The organism is Undibacterium sp. RTI2.2 (assembly GCF_035018705.1).
In the GTDB taxonomy this organism is placed as follows: Bacteria; Pseudomonadota; Gammaproteobacteria; order Burkholderiales; family Burkholderiaceae_D; genus Undibacterium.
The window spans coordinates 21,864-38,303 of sequence record NZ_JASJXN010000023.1 but is presented as its reverse complement, the minus strand read 5'-3'; the positions used below and the strand labels follow the sequence as shown (position 1 = coordinate 38,303).

Genomic DNA, 16,440 nt, shown 5'->3' with positions numbered 1-16,440 from the left:
TCAGGACTTTCCTTCTTCTACAACAGGCGATGATGGAGGTACGGGGGAAGTATTATTTGTGGCAGCAGTAGCTTGCTTGCGATGCTCAAGGTAGCGATGGATGCTGGCAAAGACGATCGGAACAAAAAATAACGTAGATACCGTAGCGAACAGCAAGCCGCCGATCACTGCGCGACCGAGCGGGGCATTTTGTTCTGCTCCTTCACCAAGGCCGATTGCCATCGGGATCATACCGATGATCATTGCCAGCGCAGTCATTAATACAGGTCTGATGCGGGTAGCTCCGGCTTCCAATGCGGCTGACAGCGGCGGCAATCCATCGTTAAGGCGCTGCCGAGCAAACGAGACCATCAAAATACTATTGGCGGTGGCGACCCCCATGGTCATAATCGCGCCAGTCAGGGCGGGAACGTTCAGTGTAGTTCCCGTTAAAAATAACATCCAGACGATACCAGCCAAGGCAGCAGGCAATGCCGTAATGATGATAAAGGCATCTACCCACGATTGGAAATTGACCACGATGAGTAAATACACCAAAACAATCGCCATCAGCAAACCAACTCCCAAACCGATGAAAGACGACTTCATCGTTTGTATCTGACCACGGATATCAATCCGCGTACCGCGTGGCAATGTTGGTCGTAAGTCGTTCACCAGTTTTTCCACTTGATTAGATACACCGCCCAGATCACGGCCTTCTACGCTGACATACAAATCAATCACAGGTGTGATGTTGTAATGCGAGACCACCGCCATTTGTTGCGCTGGTTTTACGCTGACCAGATTACTCAGAATTTGCGAGGGGACGATACCATCGCCCGCTGTATTCGCAACCGAACTGGAGCGCACAGGCGTACGCAATAGGGAATTTAAATCACTGATCTGATGTTGTGGCGTTTGCACGGCGATGCTATACACAATGCCATTTACCGGATTGAGCCAGAAGGCAGGTGCAGTCTGGAAGCTGCCTGACAAAGACACCAGCAAATTCTGTGCGACATCAACCGGATTTAAACCTAGCTGTTTGATCTGGCTACGATCTATATTTAAGGCTAAGGTAGGCTGATCCATCCTTTGCTGGATATGTACATCCACTGCACCAGGTATCTGTTTAATCTGCTTCATCAGATCACTGGCATAACGGTAATTGGACGGAAGATTATTGCCAGCGATCTGGATATCCATGGCTGCCGGTAAGCCGAAGTTCAGAATCTGCGTCACGATATCGGCCGGTTGGAAGAAAAATTCTACCCCGGGGAAACGCTTTGGCAGTTCACGACGCAGCCGCTCAACATAGGTCGCGGTAGGACGATGATCTTCGTTCAGTGAGATCAGAATTTCGCCATCCAGCGTGCCTATCGTGCCTGCATTGCTGTAGGACAGGTTGATGCCGCTATACGGTAAGCCGAGATTATCGAGCACGGTACCGATTTCTTCTTTTGGAATCATCTCGCGGATGACTTTTTCCACCTCATCGGCGATACGGGCAGTCTCCTCAATACGAGTACCTGTCGGTGCGCGCATGTGAAGACGTATCTGACCAGAATCGACACTAGGAAAGAAATCTCTTCCCAAGCCAAATACCAAACCTAAAGACAAAATACAAAAGCCGAGGAACATGCCGCCAAACATTTTTCTATGCGTGAGTAGCGTAGATAAAATAATGATGTAGCCACCGCGAAATTTTTCAAATGCGGCATCAAATTTGCGATAGACCCGTTGCAGCAAACTTGGCTTGGCCGCCGGATCAGTATGTGAATGATCCATCATCAGCATGACCATGGTCGGCACCAGAGTGCGGGATAACACATAGGATGCCAGCATCGCAAAAACCACAGCTTCTGCCAAAGGCACAAATAAATAGCGTGCAACACCGGTTAGGAAAAACATCGGCAAGAACACGATACAAATACACAGCGTAGAAACCAGCGCAGGGATGGCGATTTCACCGGCACCGTCCAGTATCGCTTTGTGCAAATCAGAACCTTGGTGTAAGTGTCGCTCGATATTTTCTATCGTGACGGTCGCATCGTCTACCAGAATGCCGACTGCCAGCGCCAAGCCTCCGAGAGTCATGATATTGATGGTTTCTCCCAGCGTATATAGCGCCAGTATCGACGCCAGAATGGACAAAGGAATGGATACGGCAATGATGCAGGTACTGCGCCAGTTACCCAAAAATAGCAAAATCATGGCAGCGGTCAATACCGCAGCGATCAGCGCCTCGTGGATGACGCCGGTAATAGCGGCTTTGACAAAGACAGATTGGTCAAATAGTTGGGTGATCTTTAATTCTTTAGGTAGGGTTTGTAAGGCGGTAGGCAAGATATTGCGTAGATTATTGACGATGTCGAGTGTTGATGAGCCACCGTTCTTGAGTACTGATAACAGCACACCACGCTCGCCATTCTGCCGGACAATATTGGTTTGGGGCGAGAAGCCATCGCGTACGCGTGCGACTTCTGACAGATAAGTCATGGTGCCGTTTTTGTTCAGTACTGGAATATTGTTCAGTCCCGCAATCGTGTCCGGTGATCCGTTCATGTTGACGTTGAATTCGGTCGCGCCGATTTTAGCGGTACCGGAAGGCAGCGCCAGATTTTGCGCATTCACGGCATTCACTACATCTGTTGGTGTCAGTCCCTTTGCCAGCAGTGCTTGCGTGTCTAAATCTACTGAAACAAGCCGGGATTTGCCACCAAAAGGGAAGGGCACCGCGGCGCCCGGAATAGTGATTAATTGTGGACGTAAAAAATTGACGGCAGTATCAAACAGCGATTGCTCATTCATCGTCGCACTCGATAACCCAAGCTGAATGACAGGGATGCTGGATGCCGAATATTTAATCACCAGCGGCGGTGTAATGCCTGCCGGTAGCTGGCGTAATTGCGCTTGTTCGATAGAGACTACTTGTGCAATCGCCGTCTGGATATTGGCATTGGGCTGGAAAAAAATCTTGATGATGGAAATGCCAGCCAGCGATTGGGACTCGATATGTTCAATATCGTTGACCGTGGTTGTCAAACTGCGCTCATTGACAGCGGCGATGCGCTGCCCCATTTCTTGCGCAGACAGGCCGTTGTAGTTCCAGATAATACTGACGACGGGGATATTAATTTCTGGAAAAATATCGGTCGCCATCTTGGTTAGCACCAGTGGCGTCGATAATAAAATCAATAGCGCCATCACGATAAACGTGTAAGGCCTTCGCAATGCAATTTGAACGATCCACATCTTAAATCGACTTCCCTAGGAAATACTCGGTTTGATCAGGCTTAACAATAATGGCAATCATCATCACCGAGGTGATGGCTAAAAATTTGCAGCGGAGTTTACAGCGATGGTGGTGCAAAAACAGCGTTTAAATTACTCAGGCGTGGTTACTGCGTCGAACGATGAAAAGTGTAAATGAATTCGCTTACCAGCGTCTAAATCTGACCTGTAAAGTTGTTACCTAAAATGCGTAATTTCTGTAGCAAATGCGCGCAAGTACAGACAAAGCTAAGGCGCTTGATGAAGCATTATTTTTGTGAATTTTATAAGACTTAAGTCGCGCAGAATAAATATACTCCCCATTAATTTAATGAAAATAGCCTTATTGTCCAAATAATATATGGACAATTTATATATACATAGTGGGAGTATATTTATTTGATAGATTGTTTAGCTTAGTAAGCTTTAAGTTAAAAATCGTCGTGAGCATAGATAATTTTTACTGCTACGGTGTGCCTTGCGTTTTTGTAACGAAATGTTTTGCAACGCACAAATTAGCTATTTGTATCGTTTCTGACTCCGCCAGTGGCAACAACCAAAGTAGGTATCAGTTTGGAATAATCTCAAGTAACTTCGTGACCAAAAAATCAAAGCATGTTTTGTAGCGTGCATTGAGTTTCAGATCCTCATGCATCACAATCCAAGTCGGAAATTCTATGCAGAAATCGGCAGGCAAAATGTGAACCAGATTTTCATCACGTTTTGCCAGTAAGTCCTGGCAAATTCCTATGCCAAATCCAGCGCGTATTGCCGCTAATTGAGCGACGCCGCTATCGACCCGCAAGCTGAAATGCTCTCGCCGGAGAAAAGGATATGCCTCTTGGAATGTCCGCATATAAGGCATCACGCTATCAAAACCGATCAAACTGTGATTAGACAAATCGCTAATTTCGATCGGTATGTTGTGTTTGTTCAGATAATTTTGATGGGCGTACAAGCCTAATTTGACAACACCAATACGCCTGCTTACCAATACTTCCTGAGTCGGCTTTGCCATTCGTATAGCGATGTCTGCATCCCGATTTAGTAAGTCCTGATTCAGGTCAGATAGCACGAGTTCTATTTCTAAACCAGGATGAAGCTGTCGTAATTCTGCAAGTATGGGCGGCAAGACTTCAATACCGATAACAATCGATGACGTGATACGCACCGCGCCCCGAACTTCTTTCGCCTCTGCAGAAATGGCTCGCTCCAGGGCTGCGGTAGTTGTTTTTAGATTTTCTGCATAAGGACGTAGTGCAAGCGCGCTGACTGTCGGCGTCAATCCGTTTTGAGAGCGGGTAAATAAAGTGACACCGAGCGCTTTCTCCAGCGCTTCAATCTGTCTTCCTATCGTCGGCTGGGTCAAGCCCAATGCCCGTGCCGCACTAGAGAGCGATCCCTCCTCTAACACCGCAAGAGCTGCTTTGTAATGATCCTAATTGATATGATTTTTATCCATACAAAAATGTATATCAGGTGCACGTATTTCGTCAATTGTATTTATCCCGCTTGAGGGCCAAAATTCAAACGTCACTTACATTTAACAAAAGGAAATCAAATGACTTCAATAAAAAAAGCTCTGGTACTCGGTGCAACCGGCGGAATCGGCGGCGAAGTTGCCAGACTCCTCGTCAAGCGAGGATGGGAGGTTACAGGACTGGTCAGAAATATTCACAGTGTCTCTCAGGGACAGGACGGAATTTTCTGGGTAGCGGGAGATGCAATGAATTCGTTTGACGTCCTCAATGCCGCAACTGGAGCGAGCTTAATTGTGCATGCGGTGAATCCACCTGGCTACCGCGATTGGGATAAATTGGTGTTGCCGATGATTGACAACACCATTGCCGCGGCTAAGCAAATCGGGGCACGCATTTTATTGCCTGGGACGGTATATAACTATGCGCCAGACATAAACTCTGATGTAGATGAAAACTCTGCCCAATTACCTGTCACCAAAAAAGGAAAAATTCGGGTCGAGTTAGAAAATCGTCTGCGTATGGCCTCACTTCAGGGAGTGAAATCATTAATCGTTAGAGCCGGAGATTTTTTCGGACCGCGAACACTAAGCAGCTGGTTCTCACAAGCATTGGTTGTTCCCGGGCGAAAAATTGAGTCTATTCAGTATCCAAGCAAAATGGGAATAGGGCATCAATGGGCTTATTTGCCCGATGTCGCGGAAACCATGGTCAGACTTATTGAGAGCAGCGAAAAGTTAAAAACCTTTGATGTATTTCATATGAATGGTCAATGGGATCAAGATGGTACCGAAATTGCTGATTCCATCCGCAGAGTCGTTGGAAACCCGGCGATTAAGATCAAAAGTTTTCCTTGGTATCTGATGCCTTTAATCGCATTTTTTAGTCCTACGGTGAGAGAGATGCTGGAGCTTCGCTATTTGTGGACGTCGCCATTAAAAATGAGTAACGCGAAATTAATTGAGGTGCTTGGTCAAGAGCCAAATACGCCTTTGGACATAGCAATCAATGCAAGCTTAAAAGGATTGCGTTGCATTTAATGAGTGACTTGACACGTTAAGGAGTAAAAAATGAGCATTCTATGTTTAAACCAAAAAGAGGAAATGTATCGCCATCGCATATTTGGGCAACGAGAAAAATGCGATCAGTCACAATTCTGCGACTCCCTCAAACAGATGAATGGAAAATTAGTTAGGGTATTTCATGAACAAAATAAATCGATGGAGCGTTTTCTATTGATCCCGACGGTCTGGCTGCAAAAAATGGGTATTGTTGAAGTATTGTATTCAGCTGGAGGACTCGGTTCTATTTGTGTAAATATGGCTCTGATACTGATGTCGAAGTATTTCTTCAGACTAAAATCGAGAATGAGTCTGCTGATGTTTGTCGGGGCTTAAGAGAAAAAATAATCGTCATGCTCTGAGTTTGCATCAGATCCGGTTATTTAATCCTTTGTTTCTCCAGCTTGCGTGCTAGCGTGCGTCTGTGCATGCCTAGTCTTCGAGCTGTTTCTGAAATATTAAAGTCGGTTTCGGCCAGAACTTCGTGAATCCTTTCCCACTCCAAATTTTTGATGGAGGTGGAGCGGTTGGTAATTTCTACCTCCGCTGTGCCGGCGATATGCCCGAAGGCAGCTTCAATATCATCCGTGTTGGAGGGTTTAGACAGGTACTGGCATGCCCCAAGTTTGACTGCTTCTACCGCAGTCGCAATACTGGCAAAGCCGGTCAGTACTACAATCAACATTTGGGGATTGTGCTGATGCAGAAGCTGCACGCATGCAAGACCGGATGAGTGGCCGTTTAACTTCAGATCAACGACGGCATAGGCGGGAGAATGATCTGATAGTAATTTCTCAGCATCCTCCATACTAGTCGCGTGCAAAACAGTGTAACCACGTCGCTCAAACGAGCGGCTTAGTGTGCGGGCAAAAGCAGTATCGTCTTCGATAATGAGTAACAGACGACTCTCTGACATAGTGAATAAATTCCTGAGGTTAAATCTCGGTTAAAGCATGATCGCTGCAAGTGGCAATGTTAATTGTACGACGGCTCCGCCCTCGTCGCGATTAGATGCCGTGACATAACCACCGAGTTTGCGTGCCACATTGATGACAAAAAATAGCCCTAGTCCGCTACCCGGACGACCTTTGGTCGATTGATAAGGTTCACCGATGCGTGACAAGATGGTGGGGTCGAAACCATGCCCACTATCTGCGACCGTAAATATGAGTGCATCGTTTTCACGCCGGACTTCCATGCGCAGCCAGTCTGGGGACGCTTCTAAGGCATTGTCGAGTACATTACAGACCATTTGCTTGAGAGCGGTGTCAAAGACGATAGGAATATCTTCTTCAATCTGATTATCAAAACCAAACGAGACTATTGGTCTGGTCGAGATAAATTCTCTAGTGAGATCGTTTAGAAAAGTATTGATCGTGGTTTTGACTGCGGATTCGCCACGTGCTTCTCCGGCCGACAGCAAGATGCCGCTGACGATACTTTTACAGCGTTGTAGCTGCGTTTCCATCTCGCTGATTTCTTCCAGCAGTTCGGCGTTATTGCTGAATTCTGGCATCCGTCGCCAGTCTCCCAATATGACGGAGAGTGTCGCCAGTGGCGTACCTAATTCATGCGCGGCACCAGAGGCGAGCAGACCCATGCGTACAATGTGATCTTCCTCGACCGCCCGTTGGCGCAGATCGGCGAGCTGGGCATCACGTGCGCGCAGATTGTGACCAATCCGGGTAATGAAAAAAACTAGCAGGGCGGCATTCAGCATAAAACAAATAATCAAGCCACCGACATACAAGTGCGATAGCCCGCCGTTTTCAGCCGGCGGTAAAGTCAAAGGCTCAGAAAATAGTGATAGTCCGGCCAGACAGGCACTGGTGAAGATGACGATGATCCAGGTTGACCAGGCTTCTAGCAACACGGCACTTAAAATGACTTGTAACAGATAAAGGAAGGCAAAGGGATTAGAGGTGCCGCCACCAAAATAGAGCTGCGCCGTCAGACTAAACACATCGATGAGTAATGCAAAAACCAGTTCACCATTGGTCACATACACGCGCTCATGCCAGCGCAAATGACTGGCAATATTGAAAGCGATTAAGCATACAAGCACAACCAGCATTTTGACTAAGGGCAAATGGATGCCAAAGCCAAGCATCACGATCAAAATGGTTGACAGCTGCCCAAATACGGCAATCCAGCGCAGCTGAATAAGCTGCAGCATATTCTTGTGCCCAGCGGAGTTTTTGTACTCGATGGCGATGGCGGATTGTTCTGCCAGTGTTTTAGTCGCTGACTTCGTTACCGACTTAGCTGCGGTCTCTTGTTCAGTTTTTTGAGGGACGATCTTTTTTACCATGCTCACTATGTCCGCTTATTCTGATTATTCTGGAATGTTTGCAGATCTTAAATCATATTTAAAATTAAGTGCTGAAGCTCCTGGCGGACTAGAGTCTATGCTGACGAGGCTGATATTTTCTATCTCTGATGACATAAAACCAGGCAGCTCCCGTCATGATTGCGAGTAAGAACCAGACCACAGCATAAACTAAATGGTTGTTATGGAAGTTGATCACGGTCAAGCCTGCGACTGGGTAATTTCTTGAGTCCTCATTGCGCTGGGTATTCAGTTTATCTTGTGATGACGTATTGGGGGCATTAGTACCAGCGTCGGCATCGATAAAAAAAGGAGCTACCTGTGTCAGATCATTTGCAGCTGCAATTGCCTGCACATCACGTGAATACCAGCGATTACCAGCAGGGTCATTTTTTCTTAAAAAACCTCCACCCGGTTCGGTCATACGCATTAACCCGCTGACATTGATCGTGCTAGGGCTAGTTAAATTGGAGTGATCTTTTTGGGATAATGTCCGATACGATTCAGCCATCTTTTCCGGGATAAAGCCGCGATTAATCAGGACGATACTTTGATCTATTGTCTTGAATGGCGTCAGTACCCAGAAGCCGCCTCCCAATTCTGTGGACGCTTGTACCAGAGTGTTTTTTTTAGCCAAAAAATTACCGGTAACTTGGACATGGCGATATTCATCCGCACTTGCATTGATGCGGGGCCATTGAGCAGAAGTAGGGGCGGGTGTTGCAGCAGCATGAACGCGTTGTTCAACACGTTCAATTAAATCAAGCTTCCACTGAAGACGTTTGACTTGCCAGGTTGCAAGTGAAATAAAGCCTGCAAAGATAATACCCATGCAGGCAGTGAATGCTAATCTGAATAACATGGAATGGCGGCTGGCACGATTTGGTGATTCTGTGGTTAGCGTCAGGCCGACGCCATCGCCTGCCATTCCTTGTTCTGGCTTACTCATTGCATAGACGGCATAGTCTTCATGTTATCCGGCGCAGGTAACGGTAATGATGCTGGCGTTGCTGCTTGTGTTGATTGTGTCGCCGGCATTGGCATCACGCTAATCGATTCCGGTTTGGTTTCTGTTTCATGCATCATGCCAGGCATCATATTGTGATTTAAGTGATACATGACCCAGAGCGAACCACTCATCATAATGAAGACCAGCATGCCGGTGAACAGCAACGCCAGCATTGACCAGCCGCCTTCAGACTTAGTATTCATGTGCAGGAAATACACCATATGCACCACGATCTGTACAGCCGCAAATCCCAACAAGATAAATCCAGTCGTACTTGATTTATCAAAGACTTTGCCCATGACTAACCAAAATGGGATTGCCGTCAAAATCACTGCCAGGATAAATCCTGTGGCATAGCTTTTCAGACTGCCATGATCCGCATGCATATGACCATGCTCGTGGTGAGCATCATGATGGCCGCCGTGACCGTGAGCCATGTGTTCTTGGTTTGCGCTCATGGTAAAACTCCCATCAAATAAACAAAGGTAAATACACCAATCCAGACCACATCAAGAAAGTGCCAGAACATTGACAAGCACATCAGTCTTCTGCTGTTCTCTGGCGTAATACCATGACGACCAACTTGGAACATCAATGTAATCAGCCAGATAATGCCGAAGCTCACGTGCAGGCCATGTGTGCCAACTAAGGCAAAGAATGAGGTCAGAAATCCACTGCGCTGAGGACCTGCACCTTCGTGTATCAGATGCACAAACTCATATAACTCAAAGCCAATAAAGCAGGCACCAAGTAGGCCGGTAATGGCGAGCCAGATCAAGGTGGCTGGGACGCGCTTACGCTGCATTTCCAACATGGCAAAGCCGTAAGTGATGGACGATAACAATAGCAACGATGTGTTGATCGCAACCAGGGGCAGGTCAAACAATTCTGCACCTGTAGGGCCACCTGCATAGTTACGACCAAGTACCGCATAGGTTGCAAACAGGCAGGCGAAGATCAGGCAGTCGCTCATCAGGTAGAGCCAGAAGCCGAGCAAAGTGCCATTTTCCGGATGGTGCTCTTTGACATAAAAATCGCTGCTGGCATGCATGCCAGCGTGTGGCGTTGCACTGGTGTTCAAACTGGTATTCAAGTTCGTGCCCTCGTTTGGAAAAGTTACAGTATTAGACATAGCTTGCACCTTGGCCGGTACCTAACAAGTGGGTACGTTCGCCTTCAGTACGGACAACATCAGCAACAGGGATGTAGTAGTCACGTTTGTAATTGAAGGTGTGAACAATAATTGCCACCATCATTGCAGTAAAGCCCAAGCCTGCCAGCAACCACATTTGCCAGATCAGGGCAAAACCACATACGGCACTCAGTAAGGCGATGATAAAACCGGCACCAGTATTCTTTGGCATATGGATTGCCACAAAACCATCTTGAGGGCGAGCGTATTGGTTGCTTTTCATATCCGCCCACGCATCGTTGTCATAGACTTTTGGTGTGAACGCAAAGTTATATGCTGGTGGTGGTGAAGATGTCGACCATTCCAGTGTACGGCCACCCCAAGGATCACCAGTAAAGTCACGCAGGGAGTCACGGCGCTTGAAGCTGACGTATAACTGAATGATGAAAGAGGCGATACCCAAAGCAATCAGGAAAGCACCGAATGCAGCGATCTGGAACCAGATTTGTAAAGACGGATCTTCAAAATGGCTCATGCGTCGTGTCACACCCATCAGGCCGAGTACATACAACGGCATGAAAGCGAAGTAGAAACCGATAGTCCAGAACCAGAAGCAGCATTTACCCCAGAAATCATCCAATTTGTAGCCGAAAGCTTTTGGGAACCAGTAGTTGATTCCAGCAAACATACCAAACAATACGCCACCAATAATCACGTTATGGAAGTGAGCGATCAGGAACAGACTATTGTGCAGAACAAAATCGGCAGGCGGTACCGCCAACAACACGCCTGTCATACCGCCGATGACGAATGTGATCATAAAGCCCAAAGTCCATAACATAGGTAATTCAAAACGAATACGACCACGGTACATTGTGAACAACCAGTTAAATATCTTCGCACCAGTCGGGATAGAAATAATCATGGTGGTGATACCGAAGAACGAATTGACACTCGCGCCAGATCCCATGGTGAAAAAGTGATGTAGCCACACTAGGTAGGACAAGATCGTGATTACGACTGTCGCGTAGACCATTGATGTGTAGCCGAACAGACGTTTGCTGCAGAAGGTCGATACAATTTCAGAGAAAATACCGAAAGCAGGCAAGACCAAAATATAAACTTCGGGATGACCCCAAATCCAGATCAGGTTCACATACATCATGGCGTTGCCGCCCATATCGTTGGTGAAAAAGTTAGTGCCGACCATACGATCCAGCGACAACATACCTAATACCGCTGTTAGAACAGGGAAGGCTGCAACGATCAACACGTTGGTGCACAGAGCAGTCCAGGTGAACACAGGCATTTTCATCATGGTCATGCCAGGGGCACGCATTTTAACGATTGTCGCAATCAGATTAATCCCCGAGAGCAAAGTCCCGACACCTGCGATCTGTAGCGACCAGATGTAATAGTCCACCCCCACATCCGGGCTGGACATAATGCCAGAGAGCGGTGGATACGCCAGCCAGCCAGTGCGGGCAAATTCACCCACAAACAATGACGCCATTACCAGGCCACCGCCGAATGCAGTCATCCAGAAACTAAAATTATTCAGGAAAGGAAAGGCCACATCGCGTGCACCTATTTGCAGTGGTACGACATAGTTCATCAAGCCAGTGACCAAAGGCATGGCGACGAAAAAAATCATAATCACGCCATGTGCCGTAAAAATTTGATCATAGTGATGTGGCGGCAAAAAACCGGCAGAATCACCAAACGCCAACGCCTGCTGCAGTCGCATCATGATCGCATCAGCGAAGCCGCGTAGCAGCATCACCAGTGCAAAAATTACATACATAATGCCGATTCTTTTGTGGTCGATACTGGTAAACCAGTCACGCCACAACATGCCCCATACACGGAAATAAGTCAGTGCCGACAGAACTGCTACACCACCGATACCGACAACAATAAATGTCGCCAGCAGGATAGGTTCATGGAAGGGAATTGCATCCCAGGTGAGACGGCCGAAGATCAGCTTCGTCAAATCGATATGGTCTTGCATCATTGTTTTCCGATGGTAAGAGGGGATGCTGTACAAATTTCAGCGTCGATATTGAAGGACAATCGTGTTGCGTTATCTTGCTTAAGGCGTTGCGTAAAAATACTGGTGAAATCTGCTTTGGCATTGGATGCAGCATAGGCTTTTGCGTTAGCTCTGGCATCGCTCATCATCATTTTGTCCATGCAGACTTCGCCTGCACCAACGCAACGATTCAGGATGGCATGATACAAATCCGCATCAACGCTCGCGTAATGACGCACCGGGTCACGCTGACTCGGTTTTTCTAGTTCCAGATAATTTGCCCGATCCAGTGTTTGTGCTTTCGCTTTGGTAGCTTGTACCCACAGATCGAAGTTTTTGGCGCTCATGCCATGAAACTTGAAACGCATATCCGAGAAACCTGCACCGCTATAATTTGCAGAGAAACCCTCAAATTCGCCTGGCTTGTTAATTACCGCGTTGAGTGAGGTTTCCATTCCAGGCATGGCATAAATCTGACCAGCCAGCGCAGGAATGAAGAAAGAGTTCATGACACTGGATGCTGTGATCTTGAAGTGAACAGGTACATCCACTGGTGCCGCCAGCTCATTTACCGTAGCGATACCAAGATCCGGGTAGATGAATAACCATTTCCAGTCCAGCGCTACTACTTCGACATTTAACGTCTTGGTACCCATAGGAATAGGGCGGTTTTCATCCAGGCGCGACAGCTTACGGTAAGGATCTAAGGTGTGCGTGCTGATCCAGGTGATCAGACCCAGAGCGATAATAATTAGCAGCGGTGCGCCCCAGATCACGAGTTCTAACTGGGTTGAATGATCCCAGTCAGGTTCATATGTCGCTGCGGTATTGCTTTTCCGGTAGCGCCATGCAAATACGATGGTGAGAATGATCACCGGTACGATGATCAGTAACATCAGTAGTGTTGAAACCCAGATCAGGTGACTTTGCTGAGCAGCAATATCACCTGATGGATTCATTACTACCGTGTTGCAGCCTGCCAACAAAACTGCAGGGAGGAGAGCTAATCCGCGACGTGCAAATAATGGAATCATGATGTGATAAGTCAGTAGGTGTGAAAATTTATGCTAATGTACTCTTACCGATATGCCTTGGCGATTGGACGTTTTGTCCTAGTTTTCAAATAAGCACGAAAAAAAGAGTAACGTTCAGCGACCTAACTAAAATTCGAGAGACAACTATGGCCAGCATGAGTACAAACGATAACGAACTGCCTTCCAACTATATGACAGATTCTACAATTAGGAATGTCAGAAATACTAAATCTGATCATTCCTCGATTGCCCCGGGAGAGATCGCAATTGGTGTTGTGATCGGTCGAGCATCAGAATATTTTGATTTCTTCGTGTATGCGATCGCGTCGGTGCTGGTTTTTCCTCAGGTTTTTTTTCCTTTTGAGCAACGATTAGAAGGCACTCTTTACGCCTTCGTGATTTTTTCATTTGCATTCTTAGCCCGTCCGTTTGGTACAGTGACTTTTATGGAAATCCAACGGCGATTGGGGCGTGAAGCTAAGCTCACCATTGCCTTATTTTTGCTTGGTATTTCCACCGCTGGGATCGCGTTCCTCCCGACTTACTCCCATCTTGGCGTAACTTCTATCGTGTTACTTTCTTTGCTGCGGATAGGGCAGGGCATTGCGCTGGGCGGCTCTTGGGACGGTTTGCCTTCTTTACTTGCTCTAAATGCGCCACAAAATAAACGTGGCTGGTACGCGATGTTAGGGCAATTAGGCGCCCCGGTTGGCTTTATGATTGCTGCCGGTTTGTTCGCTTATCTGGTCACAAATTTGTCTATTGAAGACTTCTTGGATTGGGGCTGGCGCTATCCGTTTTATGTCGCGTTTGCGATTAATGTAGTCGCGTTATTTGCCCGTTTGAGGTTGGTTTCTACTAACGAATATAAGCGACTATTGGATGAGCGTGAGCTGGAGCCAACGAATATCGTTGAGATGACCCGCTCACAAGGTCGTAACCTGTTGATTGGTGCGCTCGCGGCTTTGGCTAGCTACGCACTGTTTCATCTTGTCACGGTGTTCCCGTTATCCTGGATTACGATTTATTCCAAACGCTCGCTAAGTGGGTTTTTAGAGATACAGATGATAGGCGCGGTGTTGATGATCGTCGGCATTATTATCTCTGGCCTGGTCGCAGATCGTATCGGCCGTCGTAAGATGTTATTCACCTTGGCGCTGATGATTGCCGTACTGAGCGGATTTGTACCGGCTTTGTTAGGTGGTAGCGAGCTTGGGCAAGATATTTTTATCTTGTTAGGTTTTAGTATATTGGGGTTATCTTACGGCCAAGCTGCCGGTGCCGTGACTGCCAATTTTGCACCTAAGTATCGCTATACTGGTGCTGCCTTAACCTCTGATCTGGCATGGCTAGTGGGCGCAGGCTTTGCACCATTAGTGGCACTTGGACTGTCTTCTCATTTCGGTCTTGAATACGTCAGTCTGTACCTGTTATCCGGTGCAGCGTGCTCGATGGCAGCACTTAGCTTGAATCGAGCTTTAGAGATTAAGAATTAAGCTAGTTTTATTGTTTTGAGTGGAAAATTAAAATACACGGCTCATTGTTTTGAGACGTGTATTTCAGCCCGGATATAAGCTGATAGCTAACAACGTTAGTTATAATTTTTATATCTTGGTTTAAAAATTCATGAACGTCAGATTTTTATAAATCTATTTAAAGTGCTTGGTGCCTCAATACTGTAATAAGGCATTTTTATGTGAATTTACAGGAAAATTGTTACAACGAATCCACCATTACTATGATTTGAAATACGCAGCGTACCGTCATGTTGTTGAGTAATTTTTTCTACAATAGCTAGTCCCAACCCTGAACCATTTGCCTGGCTTCGTGATACATCACCTCTTGTAAAGGGGCGCAATAATCTGATCAAGTCTTCCTCGTTCACCCCATTACCGTAGTCTCTCAAACTAATAATAAAGCCTTGTTTTTTTTCTTTATTTTTATATTCACAGTGGAGATCGATGTTGACTAAATCGGTACCGGATGTTTTTCCATAGCGCCGAGCATTTTCAATAATATTGTTAAATAGTCTTTTTAGTTCGATCGCATTGCCATTGATCCACATGTCAGGAAGTATCGACGAATTTATCTGAACATCGGTTAATCGTGAAAATTCTTCTATTACCCGCAAAAGTAAATCGCTTAGATCAATTTGATTGAGTGTTGCTGCATCGATGGGTTTAGCATAGTCAAGGAATTGCCCGATGATCTCGTCCATTTGACCCAAATCGGATTGCATGCCTTGTCTTGACTCAGCAGATAAATTTGCCATTTCTACTTCAAGTTGCATGCGAGCTAATGGGGTTCTTAGGTCGTGCGATATTCCAGCAAGAATAATTGTACGGTCTAAATCTATTCGCTCTAAGTCTTCCATCATTTGATTGAAACTAGAGTTGGTTTCCCTAATTTCTTTTGGCCCTTTTTCTGGTAAAGGCCTAGGCTGTTTTCCTTTGGCTAACATGCGTGCCGCAACACTGATTCTTGCTAATGGATCATTAATCAATTTTGAAATAATTGCTGCACCTATCAATGTTAAAAATAAAGTAATTGCAGCCCAACCTAATACCTGTATTCCAGTTGCTTGTTCTATTCGCTCTTGATCTAGTCTCAGCCAGTATCTATCGTCATCAATTTCAAAGCTGACCCAAAAACCGTCTACGCCATTCATTTTTTTGGCAAAACGAGTATGAGTTCCTAATTTTTTTTGAACTGATGCGCGCAATTCTTCAAATGCTGGAGTCCTGTCTTGCGATTCAATGTCATCGGTTTCTTCTAATAAGTAAACACGAATTCCGTCATTACTTGCCAGGTCGAATAGTAGCTCGCGTCGTTTATCTGGCGCTGAGTGGGTCAGAGCCGCACGGGTAATAGTGACAATGGAGGATATTTGTGCGGCTATTTGCTGGGCTCTTGGTGCGCGTTCCACCATTCTAAAACTGGCGAACCAAACTGCCATACTACTCATGACGAGTAAAGCTAACAAAAAAAATGTGCGCCAAAACAGACCACTTTTTGGCCATTCGAAACTATTCAGGTAAGAGCGCATTAAGTGATGGCTTGGGTAGCGTTAGTTGAACTGCTAAGTCATCACGCGTAGTTGCAATGTGAGTACA

13 protein-coding genes are annotated in these 16,440 nt (G+C 46.4%); 3 read left to right on the top strand and 10 right to left on the bottom strand.

Annotation, left to right across the window (positions count from 1 at the left end):
* Together QN395_RS13655 and QN395_RS13650 are read right to left on the bottom strand one after the other, a co-directional pair.
* Positions 1 to 3,234 (bottom strand): efflux RND transporter permease subunit, encoded by a 3,234-nt coding sequence (locus QN395_RS13655; protein WP_323492390.1) that lies wholly within the window; start codon positions 3,232 to 3,234, stop codon positions 1 to 3.
* 586 nt (positions 3,235 to 3,820) lie between these two features.
* A complete protein-coding gene (locus QN395_RS13650) occupies positions 3,821 to 4,666 on the bottom strand; it encodes a LysR family transcriptional regulator (RefSeq protein ID WP_322118345.1) in 846 nt (281 codons plus the stop codon).
* 147 nt (positions 4,667 to 4,813) lie between these two features.
* Between QN395_RS13650 and QN395_RS13645 the strand changes: the two genes are divergently transcribed.
* Positions 4,814 to 5,770, top strand: coding sequence for an NAD(P)H-binding protein (locus tag QN395_RS13645; RefSeq protein WP_322118346.1), 957 nt, complete (start codon positions 4,814 to 4,816; stop codon positions 5,768 to 5,770).
* Between the two features lie 30 nt (positions 5,771 to 5,800).
* A complete protein-coding gene (locus tag QN395_RS13640) occupies positions 5,801 to 6,127 on the top strand; it encodes a hypothetical protein (protein ID WP_322118347.1) in 327 nt (108 codons plus the stop codon).
* Positions 6,128 to 6,170: 43 nt separating this feature from the next.
* Here the strand turns inward: QN395_RS13640 and QN395_RS13635 are convergent, their stop codons facing one another.
* The 7 genes from QN395_RS13635 to cyoA form a co-directional block, all read right to left on the bottom strand.
* Positions 6,171 to 6,707 carry a response regulator transcription factor gene (locus QN395_RS13635; RefSeq protein ID WP_322118348.1) on the bottom strand — a complete coding sequence of 179 codons (537 nt, stop codon included), beginning with the start codon at positions 6,705 to 6,707 and terminating at the stop codon, positions 6,171 to 6,173.
* Positions 6,708 to 6,737: 30 nt separating this feature from the next.
* Positions 6,738 to 8,102 carry an ATP-binding protein gene (locus tag QN395_RS13630; RefSeq protein ID WP_322121555.1) on the bottom strand — a complete coding sequence of 455 codons (1,365 nt, stop codon included), beginning with the start codon at positions 8,100 to 8,102 and terminating at the stop codon, positions 6,738 to 6,740.
* Between the two features lie 88 nt (positions 8,103 to 8,190).
* A complete protein-coding gene (locus tag QN395_RS13625) occupies positions 8,191 to 9,069 on the bottom strand; it encodes an SURF1 family protein (RefSeq protein ID WP_322118349.1) in 879 nt (292 codons plus the stop codon).
* Positions 9,066 to 9,587 carry a cytochrome o ubiquinol oxidase subunit IV gene (gene cyoD / locus QN395_RS13620; RefSeq protein ID WP_322118350.1) on the bottom strand — a complete coding sequence of 174 codons (522 nt, stop codon included), beginning with the start codon at positions 9,585 to 9,587 and terminating at the stop codon, positions 9,066 to 9,068. The genes QN395_RS13625 and cyoD overlap by 4 nt, the downstream gene beginning before the upstream one ends.
* A complete protein-coding gene (gene cyoC / locus QN395_RS13615) occupies positions 9,584 to 10,180 on the bottom strand; it encodes a cytochrome o ubiquinol oxidase subunit III (protein ID WP_322121556.1) in 597 nt (198 codons plus the stop codon). The genes cyoD and cyoC overlap by 4 nt, the downstream gene beginning before the upstream one ends.
* A 73-nt stretch (positions 10,181 to 10,253) precedes the next feature.
* Complete coding sequence (cyoB, locus tag QN395_RS13610; protein ID WP_322118351.1) at positions 10,254 to 12,272, bottom strand: cytochrome o ubiquinol oxidase subunit I; 2,019 nt, start codon at positions 12,270 to 12,272, stop codon at positions 10,254 to 10,256.
* Positions 12,272 to 13,327, bottom strand: a complete 1,056-nt coding sequence (cyoA, locus tag QN395_RS13605; protein ID WP_322118352.1) for a ubiquinol oxidase subunit II — start codon at positions 13,325 to 13,327, stop codon at positions 12,272 to 12,274. Before cyoA ends, cyoB begins: the two co-directional genes overlap by 1 nt.
* Before the next feature lie 191 nt (positions 13,328 to 13,518).
* Here cyoA and QN395_RS13600 point away from each other — a divergent pair, with 191 nt between their 5' ends.
* The gene (locus tag QN395_RS13600) at positions 13,519 to 14,823 is read left to right on the top strand and encodes an MFS transporter (protein WP_322121557.1); all 1,305 of its coding nucleotides are present in this window, start codon (positions 13,519 to 13,521) and stop codon (positions 14,821 to 14,823) included.
* A gap of 206 nt (positions 14,824 to 15,029) precedes the next feature.
* Here QN395_RS13600 and QN395_RS13595 read toward each other — a convergent pair whose 3' ends face one another.
* Entirely contained in the window at positions 15,030 to 16,373 is a 1,344-nt protein-coding gene (locus QN395_RS13595; RefSeq protein ID WP_322118353.1) for an ATP-binding protein, read from the bottom strand.
* Between the last annotated feature and the right edge of the window lie 67 nt (positions 16,374 to 16,440).